This is a genomic window from Actinopolymorpha singaporensis (genome assembly GCF_900104745.1).
GTDB classification, from domain to species: domain Bacteria; phylum Actinomycetota; class Actinomycetes; order Propionibacteriales; family Actinopolymorphaceae; genus Actinopolymorpha; species Actinopolymorpha singaporensis.
In genome coordinates this window covers 3,154,516-3,169,842 of sequence record NZ_LT629732.1, presented here as the reverse complement: position 1 = coordinate 3,169,842, position 15,327 = coordinate 3,154,516, and the positions used below count along the sequence as shown (strand labels likewise).

The 15,327-nt window shown below is 72.0% G+C and carries 13 protein-coding genes; 10 read left to right on the top strand and 3 right to left on the bottom strand.

What is annotated here, in order from left to right; translation table 11 throughout:
* The first annotated feature begins 154 nt into the window (after positions 1-154).
* The 7 genes from BLU27_RS14435 (at position 155) to BLU27_RS14405 (ending at position 7,430) form a co-directional block, all read left to right on the top strand.
* Positions 155-2,074 carry a DUF5941 domain-containing protein gene (locus BLU27_RS14435; protein WP_157728528.1) on the top strand — a complete coding sequence of 640 codons (1,920 nt, stop codon included), beginning with the start codon at positions 155-157 and terminating at the stop codon, positions 2,072-2,074.
* Complete coding sequence (locus tag BLU27_RS14430) at positions 2,071-2,925, top strand: phosphocholine cytidylyltransferase family protein (RefSeq protein ID WP_092654113.1); 855 nt, start codon at positions 2,071-2,073, stop codon at positions 2,923-2,925. Before BLU27_RS14435 ends, BLU27_RS14430 begins: the two co-directional genes overlap by 4 nt.
* Before the next feature lie 17 nt (positions 2,926-2,942).
* Complete coding sequence (locus BLU27_RS14425; RefSeq protein WP_197681837.1) at positions 2,943-4,007, top strand: iron-containing alcohol dehydrogenase family protein; 1,065 nt, start codon at positions 2,943-2,945, stop codon at positions 4,005-4,007.
* 17 nt (positions 4,008-4,024) lie between these two features.
* A complete protein-coding gene (locus tag BLU27_RS14420; protein ID WP_092654109.1) occupies positions 4,025-4,792 on the top strand; it encodes a CDP-alcohol phosphatidyltransferase family protein in 768 nt (255 codons plus the stop codon).
* A complete protein-coding gene (locus BLU27_RS14415) occupies positions 4,789-5,670 on the top strand; it encodes a glycosyltransferase family 2 protein (protein ID WP_241827971.1) in 882 nt (293 codons plus the stop codon). The genes BLU27_RS14420 and BLU27_RS14415 overlap by 4 nt, the downstream gene beginning before the upstream one ends.
* A gap of 79 nt (positions 5,671-5,749) precedes the next feature.
* Positions 5,750-6,616: an ABC transporter permease gene (locus BLU27_RS14410; RefSeq protein ID WP_092654107.1), complete on the top strand. Its 867-nt coding sequence runs from the start codon at positions 5,750-5,752 to the stop codon at positions 6,614-6,616.
* Complete coding sequence (locus BLU27_RS14405) at positions 6,609-7,430, top strand: ABC transporter ATP-binding protein (RefSeq protein ID WP_241827970.1); 822 nt, start codon at positions 6,609-6,611, stop codon at positions 7,428-7,430. Before BLU27_RS14410 ends, BLU27_RS14405 begins: the two co-directional genes overlap by 8 nt.
* 53 nt (positions 7,431-7,483) lie before the next feature.
* Here BLU27_RS14405 and BLU27_RS14400 read toward each other — a convergent pair whose 3' ends face one another.
* Positions 7,484-8,530, bottom strand: coding sequence for a glycosyltransferase family 2 protein (locus tag BLU27_RS14400; RefSeq protein WP_277869298.1), 1,047 nt, complete (start codon positions 8,528-8,530; stop codon positions 7,484-7,486).
* A 176-nt stretch (positions 8,531-8,706) separates the two neighbouring features.
* Entirely contained in the window at positions 8,707-10,458 is a 1,752-nt protein-coding gene (locus BLU27_RS14395) for an LCP family protein (RefSeq protein WP_241827969.1), read from the bottom strand.
* A 105-nt stretch (positions 10,459-10,563) separates the two neighbouring features.
* Between BLU27_RS14395 and BLU27_RS14390 the strand changes: the two genes are divergently transcribed.
* Complete coding sequence (locus BLU27_RS14390) at positions 10,564-11,997, top strand: LCP family protein (protein WP_197681836.1); 1,434 nt, start codon at positions 10,564-10,566, stop codon at positions 11,995-11,997.
* Positions 11,998-12,216: 219 nt separating this feature from the next.
* Positions 12,217-12,507, top strand: a complete 291-nt coding sequence (locus BLU27_RS14385) for a hypothetical protein (RefSeq protein ID WP_092654105.1) — start codon at positions 12,217-12,219, stop codon at positions 12,505-12,507.
* A gap of 16 nt (positions 12,508-12,523) precedes the next feature.
* On the opposite strand, the gene BLU27_RS14380 is transcribed toward BLU27_RS14385, so the two are convergent.
* Entirely contained in the window at positions 12,524-13,675 is a 1,152-nt protein-coding gene (locus BLU27_RS14380) for an acyl-CoA dehydrogenase family protein (RefSeq protein ID WP_092654103.1), read from the bottom strand.
* A 304-nt stretch (positions 13,676-13,979) separates the two neighbouring features.
* On the opposite strand from BLU27_RS14380, the gene BLU27_RS14375 reads away from it, so the two are divergent.
* Complete coding sequence (locus BLU27_RS14375; protein ID WP_092654101.1) at positions 13,980-15,296, top strand: UDP-glucose dehydrogenase family protein; 1,317 nt, start codon at positions 13,980-13,982, stop codon at positions 15,294-15,296.
* Positions 15,297-15,327 lie beyond the last annotated feature (31 nt).

Below are 15,327 nucleotides of genomic sequence, written 5' to 3'. Positions count from 1 at the left end.
AGGGCGCCGCGCCCACGGTGGGTGCGGCGGGCCGGAGCCGGACGCGCCCGCCGACCAGTGGGCGGCGGCGGTCCACCCCCGCGCGCCCACGTGCACCCACGGGGACAGACGGGCACTGGCGGGCACTACGGCCGGCCGACGCCGACGCTCTAGGATGAGCCGACTCCACCAGACAGGGGTGATCCCGCTGCCGACCGCGTTCCTCGTCGGACCCGTCGTCTCCGCCGGACCGGGGCCCCTGCCCGTCGCGCGCCACCTGCGTGCGCTGGGTTACGACGTGGTCGAGGTGGACGCGTTCGCACACCTGCCGGCGGCGGTGGCCTCCGCGCCACGCGGACGGGTCGCACTCGTCGACAGCCGGTTCGTGGGCCACCTGCACGCACTGCGACGGGCCGTGTGCGACTCGCGGCCGGAGGTGCTCGCCGGGCCCGGAACGCTCGCCGTGGCACCGTCGGCCCGCCACCACCTGGTCGACGCCCTGAACGCCGTCACCGCGACGACCGCAGCGACGGCGGCGCCGCGCGCGGACGTCACGTCCCCGCCGTCCGCGCCCCCGAAGTCCTCGCCGCTGGACGACTCGCCCGTGGACATCGCCCGGGTCGCCGACGCGCTCGCCGCGAACGTCACCGTGGCGAGGACCGACCCCGCCCCGCTGGTGGCCGGCATCGCCGAGTCCCCGCAGGAGCGGGCGGCCCTGGAGGCGCGGGCCCGCGCCGTCGACGAGGAGGCGTTCCGGCTGAAGAGCGCGGTCAAGGCCGGGGACACCGCGTTCACGACGTTCTTCGTCCGCAGCTACTCCGGGTACGCCGCCCGGTGGTTCGCCCGGCTCGGGCTCGGCCCCAACCACGTCACGATCCTGTCCCTGATCGTCGCCCTCGGCGCCGCGGCGACGGTCGCCACCGGCACGAGGGCGGGCTACGTGCTGGGCGCGCTGCTGTTCCACGCGGCGTTCTCGCTGGACTGCATCGACGGCGACCTCGCCCGCTACACCGTCTCCTTCAGCAGGCTCGGCGCCCGGATGGACCTCACCTTCGACCGGGTGAAGGAGTACGCCCTGTTCGCCGGGCTGGCGATCGGGGCAGCCCGTGACGGCGACCCGCACATCTGGTGGCTGGCGGCGGCGGCGATGGCGTTCCAGACCGTCCGGCACCAGATGCACGCGGCGTACGAGCAGGTCAGCGCCGGACCCGCCGAGGACGCGCCGGCGCTTGCCGACCAGGTGCAGGCGCGCATCAGCGGAAGCCGCTGGAAGGTCTGGCTGCGCCGGGCGATCGTCCTTCCCCAGGGCGAGCGGTCGGCGCTGATCTGCCTGCTGGTCGCCTTCACCACTCCGCAGGTGGTGTTCGTGGTGCTGCTCGCGGTCGGCGTGATCGCCGCGGCGTACGCCTTCCTCGGCCGTTTCCTGCGCAGCCTGCGCCGGGTACGCCGGCCCTGGTCGAAGTCGGCCGGGCTGTCCCTGGGCGCGCTGGTCGACGTCGGGCCGCTCGGCTGGATCGTGCACTCCTCCCTGCCGGGCCGCTCGCTGCCGGCACCGCTGGCCGCGCTCGTCGCCCTGCTGGCGCTGACGTTCTCCCTCGCGGTGATCCCGGCCGTCGGCGTGGGCTGGGTGCTGCTCGGCGTGCTGTGGTACGTCCTGATCGTGGGGTTCGCCAGCCGGCAGCCGCTCAACGGCTGGGCCGACTGGGTGCTCCCGCCGACGTTCCGTGCCGCGGAGTACGCCCTGGTGATCGTCCTCGCCGCCGCCCTCGCCCCGGCCGCACTGCCGGCGGCGTTCGGCTACGTCGCTGCGTGCGCGTTCCACCACTACGACACCATCTACCGCCTGAGCGAGGACGGCACCCATCCCCGCCGCCGGCTCACCGTCGTCACCGGCGGGCACGACGGCCGGATGCTGGTCATCGCGCTGCTCGCACTCGGCGGCGCGACGGTGTTCCAGGTGGGGCTGACCGTCCTCGCGATCGCGCTCGCGGTGGTGTTCGTCGCCGAGAGCGTCACCGCCACGGCGGCGCAGGTCCGTGACCGTGACGCGACCGGGGCACCGGCCGCCGAAGCCACCGCTGGAGCCGCCCGATGATCGGCCTGGTCCTCGCCGCCGGCACCGGCCGGCGACTGCGTCCGTACACCGACACCCTCCCCAAGGCGCTGGTGCCGCTGGCGGGCGAGCACCGGGCGGAGGCCGACTACCCGCTCACGCCACTGGACACGATCCTCGCCAACTTCGCCCGCGTCGGGGTGACCGACGTGGCGGTGGTGGTCGGCTATGCCGCGCAGGCCGTCCACGAGCGCCGCGACCATCTCGAACGCACCCACGGCGTCACCCTGGACCTCATCCACAACGACCGGGCCACCACCTGGAACAACTGCTACTCGCTGTGGTGCGCGCGTCACCTCTTCCCGCAGGGCTGCCTGCTCGCGAACGGAGACACGGTGCACCCGGTCCAGGTCGAACACGCCCTGCTCGCCGCGGTGAGCCCCGGCGCCGGTGCCGCCCCCGACCTGCTGCTCGCCCTGGACACGGTGAAGCCGCTGGCCGAGGAGGAGATGAAGGTGGTGTGGTCGCCCGACCGCGGCGTCACCCGGATCACCAAGGAGCTCGACCCGGGGTCCGCCACCGGGGAGTACATCGGGGTGAGCCTGATCGGGCCGGCAGCGGCCGAGCCGCTCACCGCCGCGCTCGAGGAGACGTGGCGCAAGGACCCCACCCTCTACTACGAGGACGGTTACCAGGCGGCCGTCGACGCGGGCTTCCGGGTCGACGTCGCCCCGATCGGCGACCTGCCGTGGGTCGAGATCGACGACCACGCCGACCTGGCCCGGTCGGCCGAGGTACTGGCGGCCATCGCCGGCACCGACCCAGACCCGGCCCCCGACCCGACCCCTGACCCGGCCCCAGGCACCACGGCCGAGCCCGGGCTGGAGCGCTAGTGCCACTGCTCGCCCGCATGATCCCCACACCCGTCGTCGTCGACGTACGCCGGGGCGCCATCGCCGACCTCGCCGGCCTGCTCGCCGACCAGCGCATCTCGGCATCCGGCCGGGTGGCCATCGCCGTCGGGCCGCGCTCGGGTGAGGCGCTGGCCGCCCAGGTACGCCCCTACCTCACCGAAGCCGACTTCTTCCCCGTGTCAGACGGCACCGTCGACGCCGCGCTGGACCTCGCCTCCCGCGTCCGCGGCGGGTCGTACGACGCGATCGTCGGGATCGGCGGCGGAAAGGTGCTGGACGCCACGAAGTTCGCCGCGGCCCGGGTCGGCCTGCCCATGGTCGCGGTGGCCACCAACCTCGCCCACGACGGCATCGGCTCGCCGGTCAGCATCCTGGACAACGACGCCGGCCGCGGCTCCTACGGGGTCGCCGCGCCGTTGGCGGTGGTGGTCGACCTGGACGTCGTACGCCGGGCGCCGGCCCGCTCGGTCCGGGCCGGAATCGGTGAGGTGGCCTCCAACCTGTCCGCGATCGCCGACTGGGAGCTCGCCCACGACGTGCACGGCGAGCCGCTGGACGGGCTGGCGGTGGCGCTGGCCCGCACGGCCGCCGAGGCGGTCCTGCACCACCCGGGGACGCTGACCGACGACGACTTCCTCCGCGTCCTCGCCGAGGGCCTGGTGCTGTCCGGCATCGCGATGGTGGTCGCGGGGTCCAGCCGGCCCTGCAGCGGCGCCTGCCACGAGATCTCCCACGCCATCGACCTGCTGTTTCCGGCCCGCTCCGGCGCGCACGGTGAGCAGGTCGGCGTCGGCGCGGCCTTCGCGTCCACACTGTGGGACGATCCCGACGGCCGGGCCCGTGGCGAACTGATCACCCGGTGCCTGGTGCGGCACGGACTCCCCGTCGACCCGGCCGGGCTGGGCTTCACCTGGGAGGAGTTCACCGCGGCCGTGGCCCGGGCGCCGCAGACCCGCCCGGGTAGGTTCACCATCCTGGAACACCGCGACCTCGACCAGGCAGGGGTGGCGGCCGCCGTGCGGGAGTTCGCCCGGCAACTGCGTGAAAGCCGCGAAAGGTGAGGAGAGCGGACGTACTCATGACCGACCTGCCGACGATCGCTGAGCTGCGCGCCAAGGCGCAACCGCCGGGCCTGCTCGAACGCCGCAGCGGCGAGCACTGGGCGGGCCGGCTCTACATGCGCCGGATCTCGCTGTACGCCACCCGCGGGTTCCTCGCCACCGGCCTGTCCCCCAACCAGCTCACCGGCCTGATGATCGTGGCCGGTGTCGCGGCCGGCTTCGCGCTGCTGATCCCCGGCCTGCCGGGCGCGATCCTCGCCGCCCTGCTGGTCCAGCTCTACCTCCTGCTCGACTGCAGCGACGGCGAGGTCGCCCGCTACACCGGGCGGACCAGCATCACCGGCGTCTACCTCGACCGGGTGGGCCACTACATGTGCGAGGCGGCGGTCCTCGTCGGCCTGGGGTTCCGGGCCGCGCAGGTGCACCCGACCGGGTACGCCGTCCTCGGCCTGGCCGCCGCCCTCGGAGCGGTCCTGATCAAGGCCGAGACCGACCTGGTCGACATCGCCCGTGCCCGCAGCGGCAAGGAGGCGGTGACCGAGGACGCGGTGGAGCCGCGCGGGTCGGCGCTGGCCAAGGCCCGGCGGGTGGCCCTCGTCCTGAAGTTCTACCGGCTCATCCTGGCCATCGAGCTGTCCCTGGTGATCGTGGTGGCCGCGATCGCCGACGCCCTGCTGGGCAACCTCCTCGCCACCCACGTGCTGACGGTCGCGGTCGCGGTGATCGCGGGCATCCAGGTCGTGCTGCACCTGGTGAGCATCCTGGTGTCCCGGCGGCTCTCGTGAGCAGTACGCCGGACGCGCCGCTGCGGATCGCCGCCGTCTTCCTCACCATGGGCGACCGGCCGGCCGAGCTCCACCGGGCGATCCGCAGCGTCTCCGACCAGCTCGGCGATCCGGTCGAGATCGTGGTGGTGGCCAACGGAGTGCCCGCCCCGGAAGTGCCGGACGGTGTCAAGGTGGTGACCCTGCCGGCCAACGCCGGCATTCCGGGCGGGCGCAACGCCGGCCTGGCCGCGGCGAACGCCGACATCGTGATGTTCGTCGACGACGACGGGTGGCTTCCCCGGCCGACCACGGCCGAGCGGCTGCGCGAACTGTTCGCCGCGGACCCCCGGCTGGGCATCGTGTCGTTCCGCATCGTCGACCCCGAGTCCGGGGTGACCCAGCGCCGGCACGTGCCGCGGGTGCGCGTGGGCGACCCGGGCGAGTCGTCGGAGGTGACGACGTTCCTGGGCGGCGCCGCGGCCATCCGGCAGGCGGTCTTCGACGACGTGGGAACGTTCCCGGCGGCGTTCTTCTACGCCCACGAGGAGACCGACCTCGCCTGGCGTGCCCTGGACGCCGGCTGGCGGATCCGCTACGACGCCGACTCCGTGCTCTGCCACCCGGCGACGTCGCCGACCCGGCACCAGACGTACTTCCGGCTCAACGCCCGCAACCGCGTCTGGCTGGCCAAACGCAACCTCCCCAAACCGGTCGCGGTCGCCTATCTGGCCACCTGGGTGGCACTGACCCTGGCTCGTACGCGTACGCTCTCGGGGCTGAGCGCCTGGTCGACCGGCTTGCTGGAAGGCCTCCGCACCCCGTGCGGCAGGCGCAAACCGATCGCCTGGCGCACCGTGTGGCGCATGACCCGCCTGGGAAGGCCTCCACTGGTATGACGATCTGGGAGAACCCGGCCGACCGCCCGGCATGTCGTAATCTCGACGGCATGCGTTCGGTGCATTCCGGGAGGCATCGGTGACCACCACCACGACCTCCGCCTCACCGGCCGAACTCGCCGCGCAGTACGGCCTGGCGCCCAGTTCGGCTCGTCCGCCGCTGGGTGACTACGTCCGGCAGCTGTGGCAGCGACGGCACTTCATCACCGCGTTCGCGACCTCGCGGACCGTGACGATGTACTCCGGAGCCCGCCTCGGCCAGCTCTGGCAGGTCCTCACGCCGCTTATGAACGCCGCGGTCTACTACCTGATCTTCGGCGTGCTGTTCAACACCAAGCACAACATCGACAACTTCACCGCGTTCCTGGTCACCGGCGTCTTCGTGATGTCGTTCTGCACGCGTTCGGTCACCTCCGGGGCCCGCGCGATCTCCGGAAACCTCGCCATGATCAGGGCGCTGCACTTCCCGCGGGCGACGCTGCCGTTCTCCTCCACGATCGTCGAGCTGCAGCAGATGCTGGTGTCGATGGTCGTGCTCTGCCTGATCGTGCTGGCTACCGGCGAGCCACTCACCTGGTCGTGGCTGCTGGTTGTCCCCGCGCTGGCGCTGCAGACGATGTTCAACATCGGGCTGAGCCTGACCATGGCCCGGATCGGCGCCACGGTCCCGGACATCAGCCAGCTGCTGCCGTTCATCACCCGCGTCTGGCTCTACTTCTCCGGCGTGTTCTTCCTGATCCCGCAGCGAGTACACAACCCCACGATGAGAGAGATCATGATGGCCAACCCGGCCTCGGTCTACATCGAGCTGGTCCGGGACGCGTTCATCGAACGCCACGACGCACCGCACCACGCCTGGCAGCTCGCCGTCGCCTGGGCGATCGTCGGGTTCGTGGTCGGGTTCTGGTACTTCTGGGGAGCCGAGGAGAAGTACGGCCGTGGCTGAGCATCTGACCGGCGACCTGACCGACGCTCACGGCCGGGCCGTGCGCCCCGAGCCCCCCTCGCGGGACACCCCGCCGACCGTGATCGTGGACGACCTGCACATCACCTACCGCGTCTACGGCGCGACCGCGGGCAAGGGCAACGCACCCGCGGCGTTCAAGCGGATCCTCAAGCGGCAGAACTCTCCGGCCCTGCGCGAGGTGAAGGCCATCCGCGGGGTGACGTTCACCGTACGCCGCGGTGAGTCCGTCGGGCTGATCGGACGCAACGGGTCCGGCAAGAGCACCCTGCTCCGCGCCATCGCGGGCCTGCTGCCGCCCACCCAGGGCGCGGTGTTCACCGACGGGCAGCCCACCCTGCTCGGCGTCAATGCCGCCCTGATGACCGGTCTGAGCGGTGAACGCAACGTCATCCTCGGTTGCCTGGCCATGGGCCTCACACCCGAGCAGGCGAGAGAACGCTACGACGACATCGTGGAGTTCGCCGGCATCGGCGACTTCATCGACCTGCCCATGCAGACCTACTCCTCGGGCATGCAGCAGCGGCTCCGGTTCGCGATCGCGGCGGTGAAGAGCCACGACGTGCTGATGATCGACGAAGCGCTGGCCACCGGTGACGCGGAGTTCCGCAAGCGCAGCGAGCAACGCATCCGCGAGCTGCGCGACGAGGCCGGCTCGGTGTTCCTGGTCAGCCACAGCCTGGACGTCGTGACCGAGACCTGCAGCCGGGTGATCTGGCTGGACAAGGGCCAGATCAAGATGGACGGCGACGCGGAGTCGGTCGTCAAGGCCTACAGCTCGGCCACCAGCCACTGACCCGGGGGTCCGAGCCCGCAACTCCCCGGGCCCTCCCCGATCCTCGGAACGCCTCAGGTCCTCGCGGGCTCGGGCGTACGCCGGCCCAGCGAGCGCGGGCTCACGAGGAAACCGGTCCCCCACGTCAGGTGCATGGTGGCCACCACCACGGGCAGCCACAGCCGGCCGCGCAGGGACATCCCCCGCCCCTCCACCAGGGAGGCGGCGAGCACCAGGAGCAGGTAGCCGGCGGGGAGTACGAAGCCGAGCAGCAGCCACGGCAGGCCGGCGAGCAGGCCGACCAGCCCGGCCACGAGTCCCAGCGCACAACCGAGGACGGCCAGCGGCGGGGCGAGGTAGCGGTAGTTGAACGTGCCGGGGTGGGTACGGCCGATCGCGCGGCGCCACTTGCCGGTGAGGTAGAACTGCCGCACCAGGTCGGACAGCCTTGACCGAGGGTGGTAGGTCACCCGGAGCTCGGGGCTGAACCACACCGTTCCGCCCGCCTGGCGGATCCGGTGGTTGAGCTCCCAGTCCTGCGCCCGGACGAACGTGTCGTCGAACCCGCCCAGCCGCTCGAGGGTCTCCCGGCGGAAGACACCGAGGTAAACCGAGTCGACCGGTCCGGCCTCGCCGCCGACGTGGAAGCGGGCGCCACCGAGCCCGATCGGGCTGACGTACGCCTTGGCGGCCGCCTCCTCGAAGCCGGGCTCGCCCTCGGCCGCCATCACCCCGCCCACGTTGTCCGCCCCGGTCTCGGCGAGGAGTTCGACCGCACGCCGGATGTAGCCCGGCGACAGGATGCCGTGTCCGTCGACGCGTACGACGACCTCGTACCGCGCCTGCCCGATCGCGGCGTTCAGCCCGGTCGGCGCGATGCCTACGGGGTTCTGCACCAATCGGACGCGGGGGTCGGCGGCGACGATCTCCTCGGCGATCTGCTGCGTACGGTCACGGGACGGGGCGACGGCGATCACCAGTTCCAGCCGGCCGGGGTAGTCCTGGGCCAGGACCTGTCCGACGGAGGTCCGCAGATGGCGCTCCTCGTTGCGGACCGGCATCACCACCGAGACGCCCGGCCAGTCGGTGTCGGCGGTTACGGGCTGGGGTGTTCCCGTCACGGCGGCCCTTTCGAACGAAGACGGTGGAGACGGCGAGGGGCGGGGGAGGCGGCCGGTCCAGCCGAAGCCGCCGGGCCGGACTGGCGGGGGACCAACTTACCGAGCCGTCGTTCCACGGCCGTCCTGGGGCGGGGGCGCCACCTCGCCCCTGCCCGCTCCCCTTGGTCGCGCCGCGCTCAGCCCGCGGAGCAGACCTCGCCGAGCTCGTGCACGGCCGGCGTCCCGTTGTCTGCCGATCCGCCGCTGCCGCTGCCGCCACCGCGTCCGCCGCCACCGCGTCCGCTGGTACCGCCGCCGCTTCCGCCGGACTCCGACGTACCGCCGGCGTCCGAACCCGATCCCTGGTCCGCGCCAGATCCGGGCTTCCCCGCGGACTTCGCCGTGGGAGTGGGGCCGGCCGCTGCCCTGGACGCCTCGATCGCGGCGCTCACGTTCTCCCTGATCACCGAGAAGTCCGGCCGCGCCGTCTTGATCAGCGGTGGCACGAACTGCACCGAGACGATCTTCTGCCTCTTCGCCTTCAGCGCGAGGTCGACCATGGTGTCCAGCTCGCTGGCGGGGATGTCGGTGGAGACGATCTGCTCCCCGGCCTCGGCGATCTTCTGGAACTTCAGCAGCACGGTGGACGGGTCCAGCTGGTGCAACATGGCGGCCATCACACAGCGCTGCCGGGCCATCCGGTCGTAGTCGCTGGTGGTCGCCCGCGACCGGGAGTACCACAACGCGTGGTAACCATCCAGTCGCTGGTCGCCTGCCTTGATGACGCCGCGCAGTGCACCGTCCCGGCCGGTGATCGGCACGTCGGCCCTGACGTTCACCCGTACGCCACCGACCGCGTCGACCAGCTGCTCGAAGCCCCCCATGTCGATCAGTGCGTAGTAGTTGACCCGCAGTCCGGTCAACTGCCGGATCGCGTCCTCGGTGGCGGTGATGCCGGGGTTCGAGTCGCCGGGGAACAGCTGCTTGTGGTCGGTTGCCCAGGTGTAGACGGCGTTCAGCAGGCACTCGTCACCGCAGTCGAAGCCGTTCGGGAACTGCTTGTGCATCACCGTGCCGGGTGGGAACGGCACCCGCTGGAGGTTGCGGGGAAAGCTGAACATCGCGGCCCGGCCGGTCCGCTCGTCGATGGACACCAGCGTGATGCTGTCCGGGCGCAGGCCCACCCGGTCCTTGCCGGCGTCGGCCCCGAGCAGCAGCAGGTTGTACCGCCCGGCGGTCGGGTCGGTCGCGGTGGTGCCCGCGAAGATCCGGGAGATGGAGGTGCGGGCCACCCCGACGTAGTGGGCCGAGGTGAGCACCAGGCTCACCGCGAGTACGGACGCGGCCACCATGGTGACGGTCGAGGTCAGCCGCAGCTTCTGCGGCATCCGGAGCGGGCGCCCGAGCCGCCAGGCGTCCACGAACAGCGCCAGCCAGCCCACGGCCACGAGGACCAGCACGATCTGGCCGAAGCGGAGCACGTCGGGGTTGGAGATCAGGGACACCAGGGTGCGCAGGGAGACCAGTCCCACCAGTCCCAGCAGTACGGCGACGGAGAGTATGGCCACCGCCACCCGCAGCGCGACCTTCCCCACCGCACGGTTGCCCGCCACCAACTGCGCCGAGCCGGGCGCCACCAGCGTCATCATCAGCAGGCAGACCGCCCGCCGGCACCACCGGCCGCTCTCGGGGTCTCGCCGTGGGGCACCGCGCCGCAGGTCGTCCCGGCGACGGTCGTTCCGGCGAGGGTCGTCGCGGCCGCCGGCACCACCTCCGGGCGACCTTTGCGTCACCGTCGGCCGCAACCGGCCGGACGAGGCGGTGTCGCGGGACGAGGCGGTGTCGCGGGAGAACGCGGGGGTGCGGGAGGGACGAGGACGCCGCCCGGCGCTCGGCCGGCCGCGGACATCCCCCGAGCGCGGCCCATGCCGCTGGTCCCACCCCGTCATGGCGGCATACCAACACATCGGGTGACGTGATCATCATCGCCACGCCGAGCCGGACGTCATCTGACCGGATGTGCCGGATCCAGGCCGAACGGGTACGGTGCCTCCATGCCGAACGCCGGCCGCCCGCAACGACCGCGTCAGCCCGACGACGCAGGTCGCGATTCCGCACAGTACGGCTGGCTCTACGACGGAGCCGGCCGGGAGCGATCCGCGCGCGAGAACCGCTCCCGAGCCCGCCGGGGCGAGGCGCCGCCGGAGGAGGCCACCAGGGCGATGCCCACCCGTTCCCGGCCTGACCGCGAGCGGGGACAGTACCCCCCGGGTCCCCCGCCGGGTTCACAGCGCGGCGGTGGCCGCGGTGAGTACGCCGGACACGCCGGCGAAGGTCGCGACCAGTACTCCAACGACTACGGCTACGGCAACGACCATCGGGACGAGTACTCCGATCCCCGCGACGACCGCGGCCGGTCGACCCCGCGGGAGCAGTCCGGTCGTCCCCGCGGTGGCGGCCGCGCCGCCCCACCGGCCAGGGGCCCGGGTGGCCGGCTGCTGCCCGAGCCCCGGCGACCTCGCCGAAGGTCCGGGATCCGGCTGCGGCGGGTTCTCCTCTTCCTGCTCGTCGCCTGGCTGATCATCCTGATCGGCGTACCCGTCGTCGCCTGGAGCCGGGTCACCAAGGTGCCGTACGAACCGGCCGCCGAACGCCCCGCGAACGGCTCGGGCACCAACTTCCTGCTGGTCGGCTCCGACAGCAGGCAGGGCCTCACCGCCGAGCAGCGCAACGCCCTGGGCACCGGGCGCGCGGCCGGTCAGCGCACGGACACGATCATGATCCTGCACGTGCCGAGCCTCGCCGGTTCGCCGACGCTGGTGTCCCTGCCCCGCGACTCCTACGTCCCGGTCCCCGGACACGGCCGGAACAAGATCAACGCCGCCTTCTCCATCGGCGGCCCCAAGCTCCTCACCGAGACGGTGGAGAACGCCACCGGCCTGCGGATGGACAGCTACGTCGAGATCGGCTTCGGTGGCTTCGTCGGCGTGGTCGAGGGGCTCGGCGGCGTCAACATGTGCCTGCCCAAGGCGATCAAGGACGAGAAGGCGCACATCGACCTGCCGGCCGGCTGCCAGAATCTCGACGGCAAGAACGCCCTGGGCTACGTCCGTGCCCGCTACTTCGACCCGAAGGGCGACCTCGGCCGGGTGGAGCGTCAGCGGCAGTTCCTGTCCGCGGTGGTGAAGAAGACCGCGAGCCCCGGCACGATCGTCAACCCGATCCGCTACACCCGGGTCGGGCTGTCCGCGGGCGACGCGCTGACCGTCGGCGAGGGCACGACGGTGGTCGACATGGCGCGGTTCGGGCTGGCGATGCGGTCGCTGTCGTCCGGCAGCGGTACGACGCTCACCGTGCCGGTCTCCAGCACCTCGGTGAGCACACCGGTCGGAAGCGCGGTCCGCTGGGACCGCCAGCGGGCGCTCAACCTCTTCCATGCGCTCCGCGACGGCGGACCGATCCCGCCCAGCCTGATCCCCCACGACTGATCCCCCACGACTGATCCCCCACGACTGATCCCCCACGACTGACCGCCCGGGGACCGCCTCTCCCGCGGGCGAGTCCGCGAGGTCCCTACCGGCCCTCGCCCCGTCCTCCGTAGGTCCGCCGTGGACCCTCGCCTGGTCCGCTCCCCCGCCGACATGCTCGGGAACCTCGCTCCGAATTCCCGGAGGGAGCTCGCCCAAGCTGCTCGTGGAGGACGTCCCATGGCCCCGCGGACACCTCAGTTGTCCCCGCGTTCCCTCATCCGTTCGGTCACCCTCGCCAGCGAGTACGGCGCGGAGTGGGTCGAGGCGCTGGCCCGGGAGATCGAACGCAACCACCGGCCCGACCGGTCCCGGCTCACGGTGCGGTGGGTCTGGCGGGTGGTGCCGGTCCCGCACCTGCGGCAGGCTCGGTGCGTGGTGTGCGCCGAACGCTGGATCTGCCCGGACGTCGTCTGGGCGGAGGGGCTGATGTCGTCCGGCCGCCGCGCCCTCGACCGCCTGGACCGCTGACCAGCGAGTCCGTGCGCTACTTCAGCACCTGGCGGGCGAGCACCACCCGCTGGATCTGATTGGTGCCCTCGTAGATCTGGGTGATCTTCGCGTCGCGCATCATCCGCTCGACGGGGTAGTCCTGCACGTAGCCGTAGCCACCGAGCAGTTGCACCGCGTCGGTGGTCACCTCCATCGCCATGTCGGAGGCGAAGCACTTGGCTGCGGCGCCGAAGAACGTCAGGTCGGGGTCGGAGCGCTCCGAGCGCGCGGCGGCGGCATAGGTCAGCTGCCGGGCGGCCTCCAGCTTCGTCGCCATGTCGGCGAGCATGAACTGCACACCCTGGAAGTCCGCGATCGACTGCCCGAACTGCCGGCGGTCCTTGACGTAGCCCACCGCGTAGTCGAGCGCACCCTGCGCGATCCCTACGGCCTGCGCGGCGATGGTCACCCGGGTGTGGTCCAGCGTGCGCAGCGCCAGTTTGAACCCCTCCCCCTCGACGCCGACGAGCCGGCTCCCGGGCAGGCGTACGTCGTCGAGGTAGACCTCGCACGTGGGCGAGCCCTTGATGCCGAGCTTCTTCTCCGGTGCGCCGAAGCTCACCCCGGCGTCGGTCTTCTCCACCACGAACGCGGAGATGCCGCGGGCGCCGCGGTCGGGCTCGGTGCTGGCGAACACGGTGTAGTAGTCGGACACGCCCGCGTTGGTGATCCACCGCTTGACGCCGTTCAGCCGCCAGCCGTCACCGTCACGGACCGCGCGGGTGCGCATCGCCGCCGCGTCGCTGCCGGCATCGGGTTCGGACAGGCAGTACGAGAACATCGCCTCACCTGCCGCGACCGGGGTGAGGTAGCGCTTGTTCAGTTCCTCCGACCCGGCGAGGAGCAGCGGCATCGTCCCGAGCTTGTTCACCGCCGGGATCAGCGAGCTCGACGCGCAGGCCCGGGCCACCTCCTCGATCACGATGGCGGTGGCCAGCGCGTCGGCGCCGACGCCGCCGAAGGTCTCCGGGATGTGCGGTGCGTGGAAGTCGGCGGCCCGCAGGGCGTCGTAGGCCGCCTGGGGGAAGGACGCGGACCGGTCGACGTCGGCCGCGTGCGGCGCCACCTTGGCGCGGCAGAGATCCCGGCAGGCGGCGCGTACCGCCTCGTGCTCGTCGGTGGGGGCGAAGAGCGGGACGTCGTTCACGGGTACCTCCTCGAGCGGTCGCCGGGCGGGACTCTGCCGGGCCGTGTTCGGCGGTCGCGTGCGGGCGCGATCCGATTCCTGCAGACGGCGACACTACTGCCAGGTAACATACGCCCGGCGGTCAGGGACGACCAGCAAGGAACACACACTTCCGCAAGTCTCCCGCGCGGTGTTCCGCGGTCGTCGACGACCAGGGTCAGACCACTGTGCGACGAGTTCGTTACGAATCGCATCCGACGATGTGGGCGGGGTACGGTAGCCTGCCGACCATCGCCGGGACGTCCGCACGCTGGAGGCTCGACTCGTGTCCTATCGCATCACCGTTCTCGGTACCGGCTACCTCGGCGCCACCCATGCCGCCTGCATGGCCGAGCTGGGCTACGAAGTCCTCGGCGTCGACCTCGAGCCGGCGAAGGTCGCCTCTCTCAACGACGGGCACGTGCCGTTCTTCGAGCCCGAGCTGGAGCCGCTGCTGCGCAAGCACGTCGAGTCCGGCCGGCTGCGCTTCACCACCTCCTACGAGGAGGCGGCGGAGTTCGGCGACGTGCACTTCCTGTGCGTGGGAACGCCGCAGCGTGACGGAGAGTACGCCGCGGACATGTCGTACGTCGACTCCGCCATCGAGAGCCTGGTGCCGCTGCTGACCCGGCCCGCGCTGATCGTCGGCAAGTCCACCGTCCCGGTGGGCACCGCGAGCCGGCTGGCCGACCGGATCGCCGAGCTGGCGCCGGCGGCGCCCGTCGAGCTGGCCTGGAGCCCGGAGTTCACCCGTGAGGGCCTGGCCGTCGAGGACACCCTGCGCCCCAACCGACTGGTGTTCGGCGTCCGGTCCGAGTACGCGGAGAAGGTGCTGCGGGAGGTGTTCGCGCCGGTCATCGACGCGGGGTCCCCGGTCGTCGTCTGCGACTACGCCACCGCCGAGCTGGTCAAGGTCGGTGCCAACTCCTTCCTGGCCACCAAGATCTCCTACATCAACGCCATGGCCGAGCTGTGCGACACCACCGGCGCCGACGTGACGCTGCTCGCCGACGCGCTCGGCCACGACGAGAGGATCGGGCGGCAGTTTCTCAACGCCGGGCTCGGCTACGGCGGCGGCTGCCTGCCCAAGGACCTGCGCGCCTTCATGGCCCGAGCCGGCGAGCTCGGCGCGGAGGAGGCACTGACCTTCCTGCGCGAGGTGGACGCGATCAACATGCGCCGGCGCCAGAAGGTCGTCGACGTGACCGCCGACGTGCTCGGCAACCAGTGGATCGGCAAGCGGGTAGCGGTGCTCGGTGCGGCGTTCAAGCCCAACACCGACGACATCCGCGACTCCCCCGCCCTCAACGTCGCCGGCCGGATCCACCTGCACGGCGCCGCGGTGAGTGTCTACGACCCGAAGGCGATGGACAACGCCCGCCGGTCGTTCCCGACCTTGCGCTACGCCGATTCGGTGATGGACGCCTGCCAGGGCGCACACGTCGTCCTGCACCTGACCGCCTGGCAGGAGTTCCGGGAGCTCGACCCGGCCGTGCTGGCGAAGACGGTCGCGACCCGCAACGTGATCGACGGTCAGAACTGCCTGGACCGCCCGACCTGGCGCCGGGCCGGGTGGCACTACCGCGGCCTCGGCCGCTCCTGACCCGTTCGCCGCGACGTCGTTCGGTCAGGTC

Coding starts and splice junctions, on each gene's coding strand:
- BLU27_RS14435 (WP_157728528.1), top strand. CDS start 155: ATGAGCCGACTCCACCAGACAGGGGTGATCCCGCTGCCGACCGCGTTC.
- BLU27_RS14430 (WP_092654113.1), top strand. CDS start 2,071: ATGATCGGCCTGGTCCTCGCCGCCGGCACCGGCCGGCGACTGCGTCCG.
- BLU27_RS14425 (WP_197681837.1), top strand. CDS start 2,943: ATGATCCCCACACCCGTCGTCGTCGACGTACGCCGGGGCGCCATCGCC.
- BLU27_RS14420 (WP_092654109.1), top strand. CDS start 4,025: ATGACCGACCTGCCGACGATCGCTGAGCTGCGCGCCAAGGCGCAACCG.
- BLU27_RS14395 (WP_241827969.1), bottom strand. CDS start 10,458: ATGACGGGGTGGGACCAGCGGCATGGGCCGCGCTCGGGGGATGTCCGC.
- BLU27_RS14390 (WP_197681836.1), top strand. CDS start 10,564: ATGCCGAACGCCGGCCGCCCGCAACGACCGCGTCAGCCCGACGACGCA.
- BLU27_RS14385 (WP_092654105.1), top strand. CDS start 12,217: ATGGCCCCGCGGACACCTCAGTTGTCCCCGCGTTCCCTCATCCGTTCG.